We start from the raw sequence: 17896 nt of genomic DNA, 5'->3' as shown, positions 1-17896 counted from the left end.
ACCTCAGCGAATTTCCCGCTTTCTTTAGCCAAATATCGGCTATCAATCCGCTTTTTTAGCATTTACTTATCACATTTTTCGGCTGCTAAGATGCTGAGAATATAAAAAGTACCATCGATATAACAATATCGTAGTCGAGTTCACTATTCATACGCCATTGGCGTTATCAGGGAAAAACACATGCGTTATCAATGGGATTTTTCCGCCCTGCCACACTGGTGGCCGTTGCTGCTGGACGGGTTATGGGGAACGGTCCGCATCGGCTTTACCAGCATTCTCATCGGGATGCTGACTGGCGTGCTGCTGGCCACGATGAAACTGTCGTCCACCCGGCTGTGGCGTTTGCCCGCCCACCTGTTCATCGGCTTTTACCGCAACACGCCCGCCATCGTGCATTTTTTCTGGATTTACTACGCGCTGCCGGTCATCAGCCCGCTGACCCTGTCGCCGTTCGCCGCGGCGGTGACCGCCCTGTCGGCACAGTCGGCCGCGTTTTACGCCGAAGTCTACCGCGGCGGCATCCTGTCGATTGCCGAGGGGCAGTGGGAAGGGGCCAAAGCGCTCGGTATGTCGCGCCCGCTGGCGCTGCGCCGCGTTATCCTGCCGCAGGCGTTGCGCCGCATGATCCCACCGCTGATTGAGCGCTCGTTCGAATTGATTAAATCCACCTCGCTGGCGTCATCACTGGCCTACGGCGAGCTGTTGTATCAGGCGATGCAGATCAACAGTCAGAGCTTTCGTCCGCTGGAAATTTACAGTCTGGCGGCACTGCTCTATTTCACGCTGCTGTTTGTCCTTAGTCTGCTGAGCCAGTACGCCGAGCGGCGACTGTCTTACGCCCGTATACAGTGAGGTTGCCGATGCACTATCAATGGAATTTTGGCTTTATCTGGCAACAGTTGCCGGTCCTGTTGCGCGGGCTGGGCGTCACGCTGGAATTGTGGCTGCTGGCGGGCATCGGCGGCACCCTGCTCGGCCTGGCGCTGGGCATCACCCGCACCGCACGCCGCCGCGCCGTCCGTCTGCCGGTAATGGCGTTCGTCGAACTGTTTCGCAATACGCCGGTGCTAATCCAACTGATCTGGTTTTACTACGCCCTGCCGGTGCTGACCGGCCTCCAGCTCAGCACCTTTGGCGCGGCGGTGCTGGCGCTGACACTCTACACCGCCGCTTACAGCACCGAAATCTTCCGCGCTGGTCTGCAATCGATGGAGCAAAGCCAGTGGGAAGGAGCCAAAGCGCTCGGCATGTCTTATCCGCTGGCGCTACGCCGCGTGATCCTGCCGCAAGTGTTGCAGCGCATGTTGCCCGCGCTGACCAATCGATTGATCGAGTTGGCGAAGGTCACCTCGCTGGCGTCGATGCTGGCGGTCAATGAGCTGATGTATCAGGGGCGGCTGCTCAGCAGCGACACGTACCGCCCGCTGGAGATCCTCACCGTGGTGGCGCTGTTCTACTTCGTGCTGATTTGGCCCGGCAGCTATCTGGCCGCACGGCTGGAGCGGCGCTGGCGTTCCCCTTTATCAACCCGGTAGCTTTTTATCAACCCGGTAATTCTTATTAACCCGGTAACCACCTATGACTGATTCACAGGATATCGTTTTACGGCTGCGCGGGCTGACCAAAGCATTTCACGGTCAGCCGGTGCTAAAAGGCATCGACCTGGATGTACGGCGCGGGGAGAAAATCGCTATTATCGGCGGCAGCGGCTCTGGCAAAAGTACCTTACTGCGCTGCCTGAATTTCATGGAAGTGCCGAGCGGCGGCACTATCGAACTGGACGGCGACGTGCTGGGGCACCCTATGCCGGACGGTACGCGGCGATACCCAGAAAAGCAATTGTGCACGGTGCGCCAGCGTGTCGGCATGGTGTTCCAGCAGTTCAACCTGTTTCCTCATCAGAGCGTGCTGCAAAACGTGCAGGAAGCCCTGCTGTCGGTAAAAAAACTACCGCGTACCGAAGCCGACGCCATCGCCCGTCGGCAACTGGAGAAAGTCGGGCTGGCGGACAAGCTTAACGCCCGCCCCAGTAATCTGTCCGGCGGCCAGCAACAGCGGGTGGCGATTGCCCGTGCGCTGGCGATGGAACCGGAGATCATGCTATTTGACGAGCCCACCTCGTCGCTCGACCCGGAACTGGTGGGCGAAGTGCTGCACACCATTCGTGCGCTGGCGGACGAGGGCCGAACCCTGTTGCTGGTCACCCACGAACTAGGTTTCGCCTGGCACTTCGCCGACCGGGTTATCTTCATCGCCGATGGCGTGATTCACGAAATGGGCAGCGCCGAACAGGTGCTGCGCCATCCTCAACAACCTCGTACGCAGGCGTTTCTGGCCCGTTTCGCCGAACGTGCGTTTTAAGGAGTCAGCATGAGCGTTTCCTCCTCTTCCGTCGTCAGCAGCCAGGCTTATCGGCAGGACCCCCGCAATGACGACGTGCAGGTGTACGTCAACGGCGAATTTGTGCATCGCTCACAGGCGGTGGTGTCGGTATTTGATTCAGGTTACGTCTGCGGCGACGGCGTGTGGGAAGGTCTGCGGCTGGTCAACGGTCGCCTGATTTCCCTCGATGCCCATCTGGACCGCTTGCTGGCGGGAGCAGCCGCCATCCGGCTGGATATCGGCCATACCCGCGCAGAACTGACAGACATTATGCAACGCACGCTGGCTATCAACGGCATGACCGATGGCGCTCACCTACGGCTGATGATCACCCGTGGGCGTAAAAGTACCCCAAATCAGGACCCGCGCTTTATCCTCGGCGGCGCGACGGTGGTGTGCGTAGCGGAATACAAAGTGGTGGATGAAACGGCGAAGCAACGCGGACTGGCGCTGTTCACCTCAAGCTATCGCACCAGCACGCCGGATGTGTTCGACCTGCGACTTAACTCCCACAGTCGTCTGAATCTGATTCAGGCGTTGTTACAAGCTATCGACGCCGGGGCTGACGAAGCACTGATGCTGGACCCACACGGCTTTGTCGCCAGTTGTAACTCCACCAACTTTTTTATTGTGCGTCGCGGCGAACTCTGGACCTCCAGCGGTCGCTATTGCTTTAACGGTATCACCCGCCAGACGGTGATCGCGCTGGCGCGAGCCCACGGTCTGACGGTGCAGGTGGATGATTTCACGCTGGCAGAAGCGATGACGGCCGACGAAGCCTTTGTCACCGGCACACTGGCCGGCATTACGCCAGTGCGTAAGCTGGATGGGCGAGAGTTTTTGGATGGCCGAGAGTTTGAGGCGGCGAACCGCACTGTCACTGAACAGATCAGACAGTGGTACCAGACGTTTATCGAAACCTGATCGGGTTTCCCCGACTGACGGCGTAAAAACCGGGGCCATGCCCCGGTTGCTGTTAGTCAGCGAAAACCGTATTTTTCACGCAGTCCCAGTTCCGCCACAATGCGCACCCCACGCTCCAGCGCGTCGCCGTCCAGATCGCGCAGCGGGCGGCGCAGGCTACCCGCAGGCAGGCCGACCGCCTTCATCAGCGATTTCACCGCCACCGGATTGATGGCGGAATAGGTGTAGTGCAGCAGTGGCAACAGATGCTGGTACGCGTCGCGGAAACGTTCAGCGTCACCCGCCTCGCGCCACGGTCGGGAGATCGCCGCCAGTTCCGCCGGTGCGATATTACCGGTCATGTTGGCGGTGCCGTGGCCACCCAGCGACATCGTGGGAACAACCAGACCGAGGTTGGGCGAATCACAGCACATTACCGACACGTCCGGGTTGCCTGCCAACACTTGTGCCACCTGACCAACGCGGGTGGTGGATTCTTTATGGATCACGTAATTCGGGTGCTTAAAGATACGCAGCAGCGATGTCCAGTGCAGGTCGGTTTTCACTCGCGGCGGATTGTTATAGATACCGAGCGGCAGGTCGGTGGCGTCGGCGATCTCCAGAAAATAGTGCTCGATATCACTTTCGCTGGCGCAAATATAGGCGGGCGCAGCGATAATCGCACCATCAGCCCCGTTGTCTTTGGCAAAGCGCACATAGTCGATGGTGGTATCGGTATTGTTGCCGGTACAACCGAAAAAGATCTTCATCTTGCCGCTGTTAAAACCGGCGGTACGACGAATGATTTCCCGGCGCTCTTCCGGCGAGAGCATCGACACTTCGCCGGTAGACCCCATAATCAATACCGCTGCGGTGCCGTTTTGCTCCTGAAACTGCAACAGGGTTTCAAATGCGCCGAAATCCACGCTGCCGTTGTCGTTAAACGGGGTGATCAACGCGACAAAAGACCCTTCAATTCTCTCTCTGCTCATAGCCATTCCTGTCTGATGATATGTCGTTGTGATAAAAAAACGGTTATTCGGTCGGCACAGCATTGGCCGACGGTGCCGCGAAACCGGCGCTGACGAACCGCAGCAATTGCTGCAGTACCTGTTCGTCGTCGTTGCTGTCGCACAATCCCTGCGACAACAGCGTCAAACGACCGGAACGTGGATCGACATCCGCCAGCACGTGCATCGCCGCACCACGTGCAAACTCATAGCGCCAGATAGCCTCGGCGCGCGAAATATGCGGCACCGCCCGGACGAATGCCTGAATAAAACGGTGGGCCGTGCCATCGAAATGGTCGGACAGCAACAGCGATACTTCGCCCTGCGGCGTGGCGCGCAGGTGCTGCAACAACCGCACGGCGATACGGCCACCATCCGGGGTCCGAGCGCTCTGCACCAGCGGACGCAACAGGGCATCCAGTAATGCCGACAGTGGCAGTGAATCCCCCCACTGCCGCTCCGCGTCGTCCAGCAAACGGCTACGCTCGGCGTTCAGCGGTTGCAGCACGGCATCCAACACCGCCTTCAACAACCCCTCCTTGGAGCCGAAGTGGTAGTTAATAGCGGCGACATTGACCTGCGTCGCTTCGGTAATCTCCCGCACCGTCGTCAGTTCGCTGCCTTTGTGGGCGAAACGCGTCATCGCTTCTTGTAAGATGCGTTGCCGGACATCGCCCTCTTTTTCTTTGGCTGCTGTACTCATTGATGGTCCTTTTGTCATCCTTTGATAGTGAATCCACACGCCGCGGCATCCCGGGTTTACCCAGGTCATCGATTAACGATGTGCCAGCGTCAACCCATTCAAGTCGATATCCGGCGTTCGACCGGCTATCACATCCGCCACGATACGCCCAACACCTGCCGCCTGCGTCCAGCCATTGGAGCCCTGTCCGCAGGCCAGAAACAGCCCGGCCACCGGCGTAGCGCCCACATAGCCGGGGCCGTCCGGCGTCATCGGGCGCAGGCCGCACCAGCGCGCTACTGTCTGATAGTCGCCCGCGCCCGGAAACAGCCGCTGCGCGACGCTCGCCACAAAGGCGCTTTTCTTCGCGTCCGTCCGGGTGCTGAAATCGGAAATTTCAGCGATACCCGCCGCCCGCAACTGGTTCCCCAAACGGGTGATCATCACCTTATGATGCTCGTACATCACGCACACCCGCGGCGCGGCGGCATCGTCGGCAATTGGCAGCGTGACCGAATACCCTTTCACCGGATAAATCGGCAGCCGGATACCCACCTGACGCAGCAAAGGTACCGAGGCGCACCCCAGCGCCACCACCACGGCATCCGCCGTTAGCTCACCGCCAGCGGTTGCCACACCGGTGACGCGACGGTGGTCATCGCTTGCCCGCAGGCGCTCGATCGGGGTATTAAAATGGAAACGCACGCCGCGCTGCTGCAACAGTGCCGCCAGTTGCCGGGTAAACAGCGCACAGTCGCCCGCTTCATCGTCCGGCAGATAGAGGCCACCGCTCAGCGGTGCGTCCGCCTGCGAGAGCGCCGGTTCGATCTGCGTCACCGCCTGACGGTCAACCAGTCGGTGATTGACGCCAAACTGTGTCAACACCTGCGACGCATGATGCGCCATCGCCAGTTCCTGTTCGTCGCCGAACAGTTGCAGTACCCCCAGCGACGACTGGGCGTAATCCAGTCCCAATTCATTGCGCAGTTGGTGCAGACACTGTTGGCTGTAATGGGCGATGCGCTGCATCCGACTTTTGTTGGCGCGATAGGCGTCCAACCGGCAGTTACGGGCAAAACGCCAGAGCCACTGCCACTGCGCCGGGCTAAGTGCCGGCCGCCATTTGAGCGGTGCCTGCGCCACGAACAGCCAGCGGAATGCCTTGAGCAACATGCCGGGCGATGCCCAGGGGCCAGCGAAACCGGGACAAATACCGCCCGCATTGGCGAAACTGGCCTCCAGCGCCGGACCGGGCTGGCGGTCGATCACCTCAACCTCAAACCCTTGCTGATGCAAATACCAGGCACTGGTGACACCCACCACGCCTGCGCCAAGTACCATCACTTTCATGCGATACCTCCTGCGAGGGGCAGTTCCTGACGCACCAGTTCCACCCAGTAACGCACTCCGACCGGAATCAGCGCGTCGTTAAAATCGTAATGCGGGGTATGCAGTGGTCGGCCGTGGGCATCGTCGTCATCGCCATTGCCCACCATGATGAACGCGCCGGGGCGCTGCTCCAGCAGGTAGGCGAAATCCTCCGCCCCCAGTAGCGGCGTCATGTCACTGTCGACCGCGTGCACACCAGCGACCCGCTCGGCGGCCTGCTGCGCACGCCCGGCCATCTCCCGCTCATTAACCAGCACCGGATACTGAAATTCATAATCGACCTCCGCCGTCGCACCGAACGCCTGCGCGCTGTGTTGCGCCAGTGTGGTCAGCCGTTTGGCCAGCAGCTCGCGGATAGCCGGTGAGTAGCTACGCCCGGTACCGGTCACGGTAACGCGGTCAGGGATCACGTTAGGTGCCAGCGGGTCGCCGCCACCGATATGCCCCACGCTCAGCACCGCCGCCTCCATCGCCGGAACGTTGCGGCTGACTACAGTCTGCAACGCCAGCACGAACTGCGCGGCGGGCAGCGTCGGGTCAATCGACAGGTGCACACCGGAGCCACCGTGGCCGCCGGTGCCGTGGAACACGACACGCCAACTGTCGCTGGCGCACAGCATCGGCCCGCTACGCAGCGAAAAACGCCCTAGCGCGATGCCGGGTTTGTTATGCAGCCCGAACAGGCGCTGGCATGGAAAGCGACTCAGCAGGCCATCGTCGAGCATCGCCCGCGCGCCGCCCAGCCCTTCTTCAGCAGGCTGGAAGATAAAATGTACCGTCCCGGCAAAATCCGGATGGCGGGACAACAACCACGCCGCGCCCAGCAACATGGTGGTATGGCCATCATGGCCGCAGGCGTGCATCTTGCCGTCATACGCCGAAGCATACGGCAGGCCGGTTTTCTCTTGCAGGCGCAGCGCGTCCATATCGGCGCGCAGGCCAATGACCCCCTCGCCCGGCTGTTTCCCGCGCAGCGTCCCCACCACGCCGGTACCGCCGATGCCGGTGGTTACCGCCAGCCCCCACTCATGCAATTTCTCCGCCACCAGCGCCGCGGTGCCGAACTCCTCAAACCCGATTTCCGGGTGCTGATGAATATGGCGGCGGATCCCGGTCAGCACCGGAATCATCTGCCGCAGCGTCGGTTCATAGTCCGCCATGTCGTATTCCTTCTGGCCTGCGCCTGTCGGCGGCGGGCGCAACAGTTAAAAGGTGCCTGGATAGCTGCCGCCGTCAATCAGCCAGTTCTGTCCGGTGATGAACGCCGCCTGCCGCGAGCACAGGAACGCACAAACCGCACCGAACTCTTCCGGCTGCCCATAACGCCCGGCCGGGTTGGCCGCGGCCCGCTCCTGATGCAGTTGCTCATAGGATTTGCCGGTCTGCGCCACCAGCGACTGAATGTGCTGCCACTGGCCGTCGGTATCGAAGATGCCCGGCAGAATATTGTTAATAGTGACATTGTCACGTACCACCGTGCGGGACAGCCCGGCGACAAAACCGGTCAGCCCCGAACGGGCACTGTTCGATAGCCCCAGCTCCAGTTGCGGGATCTTGACGCTGCGGGAGGTGATGTTAACGATGCGCCCGAAGCCGCGCTGACGCATGCCATCCACCGTCAAACGCATCATTTCGATCGGACCGAGCATCATGCCGTCGAGCGCCTCCAGCCAGTGCTGGCGCGTCCAGTGGCGAAAATCGCCCGGTGCAGGGCCGCTGGCGTTGTTGATGAGAATGTCCGGTTGCGGGCAGGCCGCCAGCGCCGCCTGCCGCCCTTCGTCGCGGGTAATATCCGCCACCACTGCCTGCGGGCGTACGCCGACCGCTTGTTCGATTTCATCCTGCGCCTGACGCAACGCAACCTCGGTACGCGCCAACAGCGTGACCTGCACGCCCTCCTGCGCCAGTTGACGGCCAACGGCTTTACCCAGCCCACGGCTGCCACCCCATACCAACGCCCGTTTGCCAGCAATACCCAAATCCATATCAATGACCCCTTATGCGTTAACCACAGAGAAATGACTGGCGTGCGCCGTAAGCGGCTGCCTGCCCGGTACAGAGTCCAGCAGCAGGCGAGTATACGGGTGCTGCGGTTGCCGCCAGATTTGCTGGCAATCGCCGCTTTCCACACACTCGCCGTGCTGCATCACCATCACCCGGTCGGCGATGTAGCGCACCACGGACAAGTCATGCGAAATAAACAGCAGCGATAGCCCCATTTCACTCTTTAGTTCCACCAGCAAATTGAGGATCTGCGCCTGAATCGACACATCCAGCGCCGACACCGGCTCGTCACAAATCACCAGCGACGGGTTGACTACCAGTGCACGCGCAATGCCGATGCGCTGACGCTGACCGCCGGAGAACTCGTGCGGATAACGCTGGAGACTGCTCTGCGGCAGGCGAACCCGTTCCAGCGCCTGACTGATCAGCCGCTGACGCTCCGCGCGCTGGGTGACGCCGTGCACAATCAGCGGCCGTTCCAAAATGCGCTGGACATCGTGACGCGGATTGAGCGACGCGTAGGGATCCTGAAAAATCATCTGCACCCGGCGGCGCAGCGGCTGCAACTGCGACTCGTTCAGATGGGTAATATCCTGACCGTCAAACAGCATCCGGCCTTCAGCGACGGGTAGCAGGCGCAAAATGGTCTTTGACAACGTCGATTTGCCGCAACCGGATTCCCCCACCAGCCCCAGCGTTTCGCCGGGATAAATGTCCAGCGATATATCCTTCACCGCATTAACCACACCCTGCGAGGTGGCGTAGCGGGTATGCACCCGATGCAGCGACAGCAGCGGCGTGCGGGTGGTATCCGCAGCCGGAACACGGCGCAGCGGCGGCGTCACCACCGTCACCTGCCCGGCATCACCATTGTCGGGATGGCGGATCTCCGGCAAGCGCTGCTGCCGGTAGTGCAGGTCATCGGCCAGATGCAGTGACGTCGCCAACAGCCCATGGGTATAGGGGTGCTGCGGTTGCTGGAACAACACATCGGTTGACGCCTCTTCCACCTTGCGCCCGCCAACCATCACCGCCACGCGGTCCGCCCACTGCTCCACCACTCCCAGATCGTGGGTGATCAGCAGCAGGCTCATCGACAGCTCGCGCCGCAGTTGATCCAGCAGTGCCAGAATCTGCGCCTGAATGGTGACGTCCAGCGCGGTGGTCGGCTCATCGGCAATCAGCAGCTTCGGCTGGCAGGCCACCGCCATCGCGATCATCACCCGCTGACGCTGCCCACCAGACAACTGATGCGGGTAATCGTCGATACGCCGTGGCGGCTCAGGGATCTTCACCAGGTCCAGCAGCTCGATGGCTCGCGCCCGCGCCTGAGTCGGCGTCAACGACTGGTGCGTGCGCAGGGTTTCGACGATCTGCTGGCCGATGGTCAACACCGGGTTGAGCGAGGTCATCGACTCCTGAAAAATCATTGAAATCGCGTTGCCGCGCAGCTGACACATCGCGGTGTTCGGCAGCGCCAGCAGGTCCTGCCCGTCGAACAGAATGCGCCCGGTGACCTGTCCCGGCGCACCCACCAGCCGCATGATGGACAGCGCGGTGGCGGATTTGCCGCAGCCAGATTCGCCCACCAACGCCAACGTTTCACCGGGATGAAGCGCCAGATCGAGGCCGCGCACCGCCTGATGACCGGGAAAGGTCACCCGTAAATCCTGAATCTCCAACAGCGGGGTCATACGCGTTCCCTCCGTGAGCGGGGGTTCAGTGCGTCGTTGAGCGCATCCCCCACCAAATTGAGCGCCAGCACGGTCAGCACCAGCGCACCGCCGGGGATCGCGGTCAAAAACCACGCCGAGCGCAGCGACTCACGACCGGCACCGATCATGCTGCCCCAGCTCACCCGGTTCGGATCGCCAAAACCGAGAAACGACAGCGCGGATTCGATCAAAATGGACGACGCCACCATCACCGAGGTGGTAACGATGATCGACGGCAGCGCATTAGGCAGGATCTCCTGCGCCATGATGCGCAGACTGGAAAACCCCTGACTGCGCGCCGCCAGCACGAAATCGCTTTCACGCCAGGTACGGAATTCTGCCCGCACCAGCCGGGCGATGGTCGGCCAGGAGGCGACACCGATAGCGCAGGAAATCAGTGTCACCGATGGCTGACCGATAGCCACCAGCACCACCACCAGCAGAAAGGTGGGAAAGGTTTGAAACAGTTCAGTGACATGCACCAGCAGGTGATCAACCTTGCCGCCAAAGAAGCCAGCAATTGCGCCGACAGTTATACCGATCAACAGGCTGACCGCCACGGCAGAAAAGCCTATCTGCAATGACACCTGCGCCCCATGTACCACTCCGGCAGCAACATCACGCCCCAGCGAATCGGTGCCTAACGGGAAAGCCGGATCCTGCCCCGGCCACAGAAACGGCTGCGCTACCATATCCAGCGGGTCACCGGGGTAGACCCACGGTGCCGCCAGCGCCATCACGACCACCAGCAACAACAGCGCGACACCCGCCATACCGGAAGGATTGCGCAAAAACAGCCTCACCTCTGGCGACAACCGCACGCGGCGACGCGGCGGCACCCGTTCACCAACGGCGGTGCGAGAAGAAACGGTATTTTTCATATCAGTTCGCCTTGATTCGGGGGTCCAGCCAGCTTTGCAGTACGTCGACCAGAATATTGGCGACGATCACCAGAAACGCCGACAGCAGCAACACACCCAGCAACACGTTAAAATCGCGCGCCATCACCGCTTCCAGCGCCAGTCGGCCAAGCCCCGGCCAGCTAAATACGGTTTCCACCACCGCCGCACCGCCCAGCAGGTTACCGATGTGCATCCCAGCAACCGTGGTCACCGGCAACAGCGCGCAGCGCAGAATATGGCGTAGCGTCACCCGCCACGGGCTCAGCCCCTTCGCGTGGGCAGTGCGCACGAAATCCTGCCGGTCGATTTCGAGCATCGCCGCGCGCGTCAGCCGGGCGTAAATGGCGATAAAGAAACTGCTCAGGGCACCGACTGGCAACACCGCATGCAGCAACACATCGCGAAGATAAGCCCAGCCATGCAGATCTGCGCCGATGGTGGCGCTGCCACCACCCGGTAACCAGTCAAGCCGGACCGAGAACAAAATCAGCGCCATCAGTCCAATCCAGAACCCTGGCGTGGAATAGAGCAACAGCGCCAGTAGCGACAGCAACCGATCCGGCCATTTGCCTGCCCACACCGCCATCACCGCCCCCAGGGCGATCCCCACCACGATTGCCACCAACTGCGAAGCCAACATCAGCAGCAGCGTCTGCGGCAGACGGGACAGGATCAATTCCGTCACCGGCGCGTTGTAGCGCGGTGAAAACCCCAGGCTGAAGTGCGCCAGATTGGATAGATAGTTGTACAGTTGATGCAGTACCGGTAGATCGAGCCCGAACTGCTGGCGTATCTGCGCGGTGGTTTCCGCGGTGGCACTGCCTGCTTCGGCGGCCAGTACATCCGCCGCATCACCCGGTACCAGTTGCAGCAAAAAGAACACCACGATCACGATACCGATGGCCACCGGCACCGCATGCAGCAACGTACGCCACAACACCTGCCGGATGCGTTCACTATTTCTCATCACTTACCTTTATATGCAGAGGCGACGCCACAGAGCGCGCCATCGAATACCGACGCGCTCCCGGTTCACGGGTCATTAATCCAGCCAGATTTCCGCCAGGCTGCCATTGGTACCCTGAATATCGGTCAGTTGGTTGTGAACGCGGGTGTTGTAGATAGTCAGGCGTTTAAGCTGCAACAGATTGATGTCCGGCAGTTCCTGCGCCACGATGCGCTGGAAAGCGCGAAACTCCTCCGCACGTTTGGCCGGGTCGGTTTCTACTGCCGCCAGCTCCAGCAGCCTGTCTACGTCCGGGTTGGCGTAATGTGAACCATTGCCGAACGCCACACCCGGTTTAAAGGCTTGTGACCAGTACAGCCGTTGCACGCCGACTGTCGGGTCAAACAGGTTGGAGATGGAGTGGTTGGTGAACGCGAAATCCCGATCGGTATACACGCGCTTGACGTAGGTAGCGAAATCCTGCGACCGGATGGTGACCTCGATCCCCACCTTAGCCAGCGCGGATTTCAGGTATTCCGCCACGCGCTTGAAGCCATCGCCGTACGGCATGTAGTCATGTACCAGACGGAAACGAATGCCGTCGGCCTGACGTGGAAACCCGGCCTCATCCAGCAGTTGTTCGGCTTTCTTCACATCGAACAGGTATGGCGACGGCGCGCTGTCGTGGAACTGCGCCAGCTCCGGAGTAATCGGCGTTGGCGAATTGACGGCGTAGCCGTACCACACCACGTTACGCAGCACGTCGCGGTTGATGCTGTGGGCGATCGCCTGCCGTACCTTCAGGTTTTTCAGGTATGGATTGTCCAGATTGAACTCGATACGAGTCTGCGTCGGACCGTAACCGTAACCGCCGGTTTCAATCGCCAGCTTGGGGTTTTTCTTGACGCGATCCAGTTCATTAAGCGGCACCGGCGATTCACTGCCCAGATCCAGCTCACCGGTCTCAAAGGCGATCAGGCGGGTCGCCGCGTCAGGGATGAATTTCACCACCAGCCGATCCACGTACGGCTTTGGCTGATCCCAATAGTTGGGATTACGCTCGTACACGATGTGGCTACCGCGCACCCACTCCTTGAAGATGAACGGCCCGGTGCCTACCGGTGCTGTGTTGTAGGGGTTAGTACGAATATCGGTGCCGTCATACAGGTGTTTGGGAACGATCGGCGCTTCGTTGGCGGAAAACGCGCTGATCAGATAAGGCGCGGGCTGCGACAGCTCCACAATGGCGGTATAAGTATCCGGCGTTTTCACTTCGGTGACATTGGCAAAGGTGCCCTGCCCGCGGGAATTGTATTTCTTGACCGTCAGGATGGAGAACGCCACGTCAGCGGAGGTGAAATCCTTGCCATCGTGCCATTTCACGCCCTGGCGCAGGTGGAAAGTGTACTGTTTGCCGTCCGGGCTCACCGACCAACTGGTGGCCAGTTGTGGAATCGGCTTCATGTTGAAATCGTAGTTCAGCAATCCTTCGATCACCTTGGCGTTGACCTTGATCACCGACCCGCCGCTATTGACCAGAGACGTCAGCACAGGCGGTTCCGGCTCGACCAGAAAATTCAGCGTGCCACCGTGTTTGGGTGTCGTCTCCGCTGCCTGGCTCATCGCGCCAAACAGCGATGCGGCCACCAGCAAGACCGCAAAAAGCGATTTATTTTTCATGTTGTTATCCCTGGGTGAAATGGGTGATGTCCGGTCATTATCCGTACCGCAAGTGCATGGTGACCAGGCAGGCTCCAGCATACGGTGGGTGTTTAACTCTGCGGAAAAACTAACCCAACGCTTGTTTGAAATGAACGTTTAATTTTGGATAAGTAATGCGGAAAAACGGATAACGGATAACGGATAACGGATAACGGATAACGGATAACGGATAGAGAGTGAATGAGGGAAGTCATGCGGGTAAACGAAAATAAAAGCGACGGGTGATGCAGCAGGGGATTCCTACCGGTGTCCTGACCGGTTTATGCATTATCCGGCAGCAACGCCAGCCGCCGGATAATGAAAAGTATGACGGCCTGTTCGTCGCCAAAACCAACGATAAGCGAAATCATCACCGCGCTTTGCTGCCATACCACGAACGACTAGACCTTCACCGCTTTGGCACTCAGCCCAACCAGCGCCAGCAACACCGCCACCACCAAAAATGCGGCCGACAAACTGCTGTGATGCGCAATAAACCCGATACTTGCCGGTCCAGCCAGGATTCCCAGATAACCCAGCGTGGTAACCGCAGGTACCGCCGCCGCCTGCGGCATGCTGGTCTGACGCCCGATGGCCGAGAACATAACCGGCACAATGTTGGAACATCCCAACCCAATCAGCGCATAACCGAGCAACGCGACCGACCAGTACGGAACCCACACCGCCAGCATCAACCCGCTGACCGCCAGCGCGGCCCCCAGCATGACCACCGGCTGAGCCCCCAGTCGGGTTATCACCCGATCGCCAGTCAGACGACCGAGCGTCATGGTGGCGGCAAAACACGCAAAACCGAGCGCACCTTGCGCATCCGGCATGCCGCGGTATTCGGTCAGAAAGACCGCGCTCCAGTCCAGCACCGCGCCTTCCGCCAGGAACACGGCAAAGCAGATCAACCCCAGCACCAGTACCGTACCGCGGGGGATAGCAAACGCCGGGCCTTCCGGCGGATTGGCGTACCTCAGCAAACCGGCCAGATGCGTCAGCAATAACAGCACCATCACCACCACACTGATCAGACTCGCCACCAGCGGCGACAGCCCCAGCGACATCATGCCGCTCATCGCCCCGGCACCGACGATACCGCCAATGCTGTAAAACCCATGGAACCCTGACATCATGGCTTTACCTGAGGCTTTCTCCACCAAAATCGCCTGTACGTTCATCGCACAGTCGGTGGTACCAACTCCGATACCGAATATCAGTAATGCCAGCGCCAGTAGCGCCGCACTCGGGATCACTGCCAGCCACGGTAAGATCAGACAGAACAGCAATACCGCCAGCGAAATCACCTTACGGCAGCCAAAGCGCGTGGTCAGCATGCCGGTTAGCGGCATCGCCACCAGCGCGCCGCCCCCCAGACACAGCAACAGCAGGCCAAGCATGCCGTCATCCACGGCGGTATTTAGCCGGGCGAACGGCACCAGCGCCGCCCAAACAGCCGTCCCAAACCCGGCTAAAAAAAACATCACGCGCGTCGCACGTTGTTCGCGCCGTCCCGGTTCATCAAACAACGGGGCAGCTAAAGGTGAAATATTCTGGGAATCCGTCAACGGTTGCATAAACGATATCGTCTCATGAGAAAGAAATAGACCAATGACCACTGCGACGCATGTGGCCTGTTAACGTACCCGGCGTTACCCATTCAGGATCCGTAGCACGTCTTCGTGTAAGCGCGGGCACCCCGTCGCCAGTATTTGCCCGCCGGCTTCCGCCCGTGTGCCCTGTAGCGTGGTGACCACACCGCCGGCCTGCTCCACAATCGGGATGAACGCCGCAATATCATAAGGTTGCAGCGAATATTCCAGACAGATATCGATATGCCCGGCCGCCAGCATCGCCATCGCATAGCATTCACCACCGTAGCGGGTCATTAGCGTACGCTCGGTGAGATCCCAGAAGTGGACTTGCGGATGGCGCTCGATAGGTTCCGGCGATGTGGTGTGCAAAATAGCCTGATCCAGCGGCACGTTCTTGCGGGTTTCCAGTCGTCTTTCCCCCTGCGGACCGCGGTACCAGGCGTGCTCGCCATCCGCCCAAAAGGCTTCGCCGGTGAACGGCTGGCTCATCATCCCCATCACCGCACGTTCGCGATACAACAACCCAATTAGCGTGCCCCACACCGGCAGTCCACACAGGAACGGCCGGGTGCCATCGACCGGGTCCAACACCCACTGGATATCACCGCTGCCGGTCGTGCCGAACTCCTCCCCCATGATCGCGTGATCCGGGTAGTGTTCGGTAATCAGCGCCCGAATCACCCGCTCCGCTTCCCGGTCAGCATCCGTCACCGGATCAAAACGAAACCCTTCTTTGGGTTTACTACCGACATGCAGATTCTGCTGCGAACGAAAGCGCGGCAGGGTTTGCTGACTGGCGGCGTCAGCCAGACGATGAAAAAACGCGATATCCGGTAATGACTGACTCATGGCTCTCACCTCTTTCGATAGGCTGCACATCACCACTATTTAATTGACAAGTCGTCGTCCCAATGATTAATTTTGCTCGTTATGCTCGATTAAATTAATTAAAAGGCTTGGTTATGCTCGATTATGCATCTTTCCCTGAACAACGACAATCGTTGATCCGCGATCGATTAGCGAAGGAAGGCCGGGTGGTTTGTACGTTACTGTCGCAAGAATTACAGGTATCGGAACACACCATCCGGCGTGATTTGCAGGAACTGGCGCGTGAAGGGATATGCAAGCGGGTATATGGCGGCGCGGTCAGCCTGGCACCGGCTGACGGGCATTTTATTACTCGGGCTTCTGCCGACAGCGACGCGAAAGACCGGCTGGGGCAATCCTGCGCTGCGTTGATTCAGGCTAATCAGTGCGTATTTATCGATTCTGGCTCGACCAACCTCGCCATCGCCCGGGCGATCCCGCCTACGTTGCCCGTCACTGTCGTCACCAATTCGCCAGCTATCGCGCTGGAAATGATGAAATCCTCCCATGCCGAGGTGATTATGCTCGGTGGCCGGGTACAACCCCGCACCGGCGGCGCACTGGGTATCACACCGCAAAAACAACTGGAGAATATCTATTTTGATCTCTGTTTTCTGGGCGGTTGCGCACTGGATGCCAGCGAAGGGCTAACGGTGTTTGACTATGAAGACGCCGAATTCAAGCACGCGGCGGTGGGCAAGAGCAACGAGGTTGTGGTGGCGATGACCTCGGACAAACTTCCGGCCATCGCCCGTTACCATGTCATCCCCTGCGAAGATATCGCCACACTGGTGGTAGAGGCGACCATTTCGCCAGATAAACTCGCGCCTTTTCGCGACAAAAAAATGACGATACGGTTTGCCGAAGCACGCTAACCCGCCCCCGTCGCACCCACAGACAAAAAAGCAGCGCCCTTGCCAGTTCTGGCAAGGGCGCATAACAGAGATAAATGGCGTTATGCAGTACCCGCTGTTGGAATCAATGCCCGCCGCGCAATTTCTCCGAACGACGACGCAGCACTTCCATCACCACCAACAGCACCAGCGCGGCAGCCACCATCATCGTCGCCGCCGCTGCGATAGTCGGGTCAAGGTTTTCACGGATCCCGGCGAACATCTGCAATGGCAACGTGCGCTGGCGCGGACTGGCGAGAAACAGCGTCACAATCACCTCATCAAACGAGGTAGCGAACGCAAACAGTGCGCCGGAGAACACGCCGGGTGCTATCAGCGGCAGGGTTACCCGACGAAACGCCAGCAACGGCGGTGCCCCCAGGCTGGCAGCGGCGCGGGTCAGGTTCTGATCGTAATTTTTCAGCACCGCGGTAACAGTAATTACCACGAACGGCACCCCCAATACGGCATGGGCCAGCACCAACCCGATGTAGCTATTGAGCAGTGACAGCTTGGCGAAGAAGAAAAACATCCCGACCGCCACGATCACCACCGGGGCGATCATCGGTGAAATCAGTACCGCCATCACCAGCGACTTGCCGCGAAATTCACCGCGAACCAGCCCCACCGACGCCAGCACACCCAATACGGTTGCCAGTATCGTTGCCAGCGGTGCAATCAGCAGGCTGTTGCCCAACGCACCGAGCCATTCACTGGAGTGAAAAAACTCCCGATACCAGCGCAGGGAAAATCCGGCCAGTGGATAGCTGAGAAACGACCCGGCATTAAACGACAGCGGTACAATCACCAGCACCGGCACGATCAGAAACAGCAACATCGCCGCGCCATAAAAATTGAAGAAGCCATTCCACATCCGCAACAGCTGCGATCCCTGTTGTCTCAT

General features: G+C 59.7%; 17 protein-coding genes. 5 read left to right on the top strand and 12 right to left on the bottom strand.

The features are described 5' to 3' along the window. Window positions 1-180: 180 nt before the first annotated feature. Genes DD586_RS09275 through DD586_RS09260 form a run of 4 tightly spaced genes read left to right on the top strand, consistent with a single transcriptional unit; the run spans window position 181 to window position 3306 of the window. Window positions 181-852, top strand: a complete 672-nt coding sequence (locus DD586_RS09275; protein ID WP_012884551.1) for an amino acid ABC transporter permease — start codon at window positions 181-183, stop codon at window positions 850-852. Between the two features lie 8 nt (window positions 853-860). Continuing rightward, window positions 861-1535, top strand: a complete 675-nt coding sequence (locus tag DD586_RS09270) for an amino acid ABC transporter permease (protein ID WP_012884550.1) — start codon at window positions 861-863, stop codon at window positions 1533-1535. A 43-nt stretch (window positions 1536-1578) separates the two neighbouring features. Beyond that, window positions 1579-2361, top strand: coding sequence for an amino acid ABC transporter ATP-binding protein (locus DD586_RS09265; RefSeq protein ID WP_012884549.1), 783 nt, complete (start codon window positions 1579-1581; stop codon window positions 2359-2361). 9 nt (window positions 2362-2370) lie between these two features. Further along, a complete protein-coding gene (locus tag DD586_RS09260) occupies window positions 2371-3306 on the top strand; it encodes an aminotransferase class IV (RefSeq protein WP_012884548.1) in 936 nt (311 codons plus the stop codon). A gap of 56 nt (window positions 3307-3362) precedes the next feature. On the opposite strand, the gene DD586_RS09255 is transcribed toward DD586_RS09260, so the two are convergent. The 11 genes from DD586_RS09255 to hisN all read right to left on the bottom strand — a co-directional run bounded on the left by DD586_RS09255 (window position 3363) and on the right by hisN (window position 16081). Beyond that, window positions 3363-4277 (bottom strand): 4-hydroxy-tetrahydrodipicolinate synthase family protein, encoded by a 915-nt coding sequence (locus DD586_RS09255; RefSeq protein ID WP_012884547.1) that lies wholly within the window; start codon window positions 4275-4277, stop codon window positions 3363-3365. Window positions 4278-4320: 43 nt separating this feature from the next. Then, entirely contained in the window at window positions 4321-4998 is a 678-nt protein-coding gene (locus DD586_RS09250; protein ID WP_012884546.1) for a TetR/AcrR family transcriptional regulator, read from the bottom strand. A 72-nt stretch (window positions 4999-5070) separates the two neighbouring features. Continuing rightward, a complete protein-coding gene (locus DD586_RS09245) occupies window positions 5071-6327 on the bottom strand; it encodes a D-amino acid dehydrogenase (protein WP_012884545.1) in 1257 nt (418 codons plus the stop codon). Next, on the bottom strand, window positions 6324-7526 hold the full coding sequence (locus DD586_RS09240; protein ID WP_012884544.1) for an amidohydrolase: 1203 nt from the start codon (window positions 7524-7526) through the stop codon (window positions 6324-6326). Before DD586_RS09240 ends, DD586_RS09245 begins: the two co-directional genes overlap by 4 nt. A gap of 45 nt (window positions 7527-7571) precedes the next feature. Beyond that, window positions 7572-8351: an SDR family oxidoreductase gene (locus DD586_RS09235; protein WP_012884543.1), complete on the bottom strand. Its 780-nt coding sequence runs from the start codon at window positions 8349-8351 to the stop codon at window positions 7572-7574. Between the two features lie 12 nt (window positions 8352-8363). Continuing rightward, a complete protein-coding gene (locus tag DD586_RS09230; RefSeq protein ID WP_012884542.1) occupies window positions 8364-10064 on the bottom strand; it encodes an ABC transporter ATP-binding protein in 1701 nt (566 codons plus the stop codon). Further along, window positions 10061-10966, bottom strand: coding sequence for an ABC transporter permease (locus tag DD586_RS09225; protein ID WP_012884541.1), 906 nt, complete (start codon window positions 10964-10966; stop codon window positions 10061-10063). The genes DD586_RS09230 and DD586_RS09225 overlap by 4 nt, the downstream gene beginning before the upstream one ends. Window position 10967: 1 nt before the next feature. Then, entirely contained in the window at window positions 10968-11954 is a 987-nt protein-coding gene (locus DD586_RS09220) for an ABC transporter permease (RefSeq protein WP_012884540.1), read from the bottom strand. A 75-nt stretch (window positions 11955-12029) separates the two neighbouring features. Further along, complete coding sequence (locus DD586_RS09215; RefSeq protein WP_012884539.1) at window positions 12030-13613, bottom strand: ABC transporter substrate-binding protein; 1584 nt, start codon at window positions 13611-13613, stop codon at window positions 12030-12032. A 422-nt stretch (window positions 13614-14035) separates the two neighbouring features. Beyond that, a complete protein-coding gene (locus DD586_RS09210) occupies window positions 14036-15214 on the bottom strand; it encodes an MFS transporter (protein ID WP_012884538.1) in 1179 nt (392 codons plus the stop codon). A gap of 75 nt (window positions 15215-15289) precedes the next feature. Then, window positions 15290-16081: a histidinol-phosphatase gene (gene hisN / locus DD586_RS09205; RefSeq protein WP_012884537.1), complete on the bottom strand. Its 792-nt coding sequence runs from the start codon at window positions 16079-16081 to the stop codon at window positions 15290-15292. Between the two features lie 113 nt (window positions 16082-16194). On the opposite strand from hisN, the gene DD586_RS09200 reads away from it, so the two are divergent. Beyond that, window positions 16195-16974 (top strand): DeoR/GlpR family DNA-binding transcription regulator, encoded by a 780-nt coding sequence (locus DD586_RS09200; RefSeq protein WP_012884536.1) that lies wholly within the window; start codon window positions 16195-16197, stop codon window positions 16972-16974. A gap of 103 nt (window positions 16975-17077) precedes the next feature. On the opposite strand, the gene DD586_RS09195 is transcribed toward DD586_RS09200, so the two are convergent. Continuing rightward, complete coding sequence (locus DD586_RS09195; protein ID WP_023639526.1) at window positions 17078-17896, bottom strand: ABC transporter permease; 819 nt, start codon at window positions 17894-17896, stop codon at window positions 17078-17080.

Origin of the sequence: Dickeya parazeae Ech586 (genome assembly GCF_000025065.1) — a bacterium.
GTDB classification, from domain to species: domain Bacteria; phylum Pseudomonadota; class Gammaproteobacteria; order Enterobacterales; family Enterobacteriaceae; genus Dickeya; species Dickeya zeae.
The sequence above is the reverse complement of the archived record's forward strand: the minus strand, read 5'-3'. Positions and strand labels throughout refer to the sequence as shown.

Excerpts from the sequence above, each read along its gene's own strand:
- DD586_RS09270 (WP_012884550.1), top strand. The coding sequence starts at position 861 with ATGCACTATCAATGGAATTTTGGCTTTATCTGGCAACAGTTGCCGGTC.
- DD586_RS09260 (WP_012884548.1), top strand. The coding sequence starts at position 2,371 with ATGAGCGTTTCCTCCTCTTCCGTCGTCAGCAGCCAGGCTTATCGGCAG.
- DD586_RS09195 (WP_023639526.1), bottom strand. The coding sequence starts at position 17,896 with ATGAGACAACAGGGATCGCAGCTGTTGCGGATGTGGAATGGCTTCTTC.
- DD586_RS09240 (WP_012884544.1), bottom strand. The coding sequence starts at position 7,526 with ATGGCGGACTATGAACCGACGCTGCGGCAGATGATTCCGGTGCTGACC.
- DD586_RS09225 (WP_012884541.1), bottom strand. The coding sequence starts at position 10,966 with ATGAAAAATACCGTTTCTTCTCGCACCGCCGTTGGTGAACGGGTGCCG.
- DD586_RS09230 (WP_012884542.1), bottom strand. The coding sequence starts at position 10,064 with ATGACCCCGCTGTTGGAGATTCAGGATTTACGGGTGACCTTTCCCGGT.
- DD586_RS09210 (WP_012884538.1), bottom strand. The coding sequence starts at position 15,214 with ATGCAACCGTTGACGGATTCCCAGAATATTTCACCTTTAGCTGCCCCG.
- DD586_RS09255 (WP_012884547.1), bottom strand. The coding sequence starts at position 4,277 with ATGAGCAGAGAGAGAATTGAAGGGTCTTTTGTCGCGTTGATCACCCCG.
- DD586_RS09200 (WP_012884536.1), top strand. The coding sequence starts at position 16,195 with ATGCTCGATTATGCATCTTTCCCTGAACAACGACAATCGTTGATCCGC.
- DD586_RS09275 (WP_012884551.1), top strand. The coding sequence starts at position 181 with ATGCGTTATCAATGGGATTTTTCCGCCCTGCCACACTGGTGGCCGTTG.
- DD586_RS09250 (WP_012884546.1), bottom strand. The coding sequence starts at position 4,998 with ATGAGTACAGCAGCCAAAGAAAAAGAGGGCGATGTCCGGCAACGCATC.
- DD586_RS09235 (WP_012884543.1), bottom strand. The coding sequence starts at position 8,351 with ATGGATTTGGGTATTGCTGGCAAACGGGCGTTGGTATGGGGTGGCAGC.
- DD586_RS09265 (WP_012884549.1), top strand. The coding sequence starts at position 1,579 with ATGACTGATTCACAGGATATCGTTTTACGGCTGCGCGGGCTGACCAAA.
- DD586_RS09215 (WP_012884539.1), bottom strand. The coding sequence starts at position 13,613 with ATGAAAAATAAATCGCTTTTTGCGGTCTTGCTGGTGGCCGCATCGCTG.
- DD586_RS09220 (WP_012884540.1), bottom strand. The coding sequence starts at position 11,954 with ATGAGAAATAGTGAACGCATCCGGCAGGTGTTGTGGCGTACGTTGCTG.
- hisN (WP_012884537.1), bottom strand. The coding sequence starts at position 16,081 with ATGAGTCAGTCATTACCGGATATCGCGTTTTTTCATCGTCTGGCTGAC.
- DD586_RS09245 (WP_012884545.1), bottom strand. The coding sequence starts at position 6,327 with ATGAAAGTGATGGTACTTGGCGCAGGCGTGGTGGGTGTCACCAGTGCC.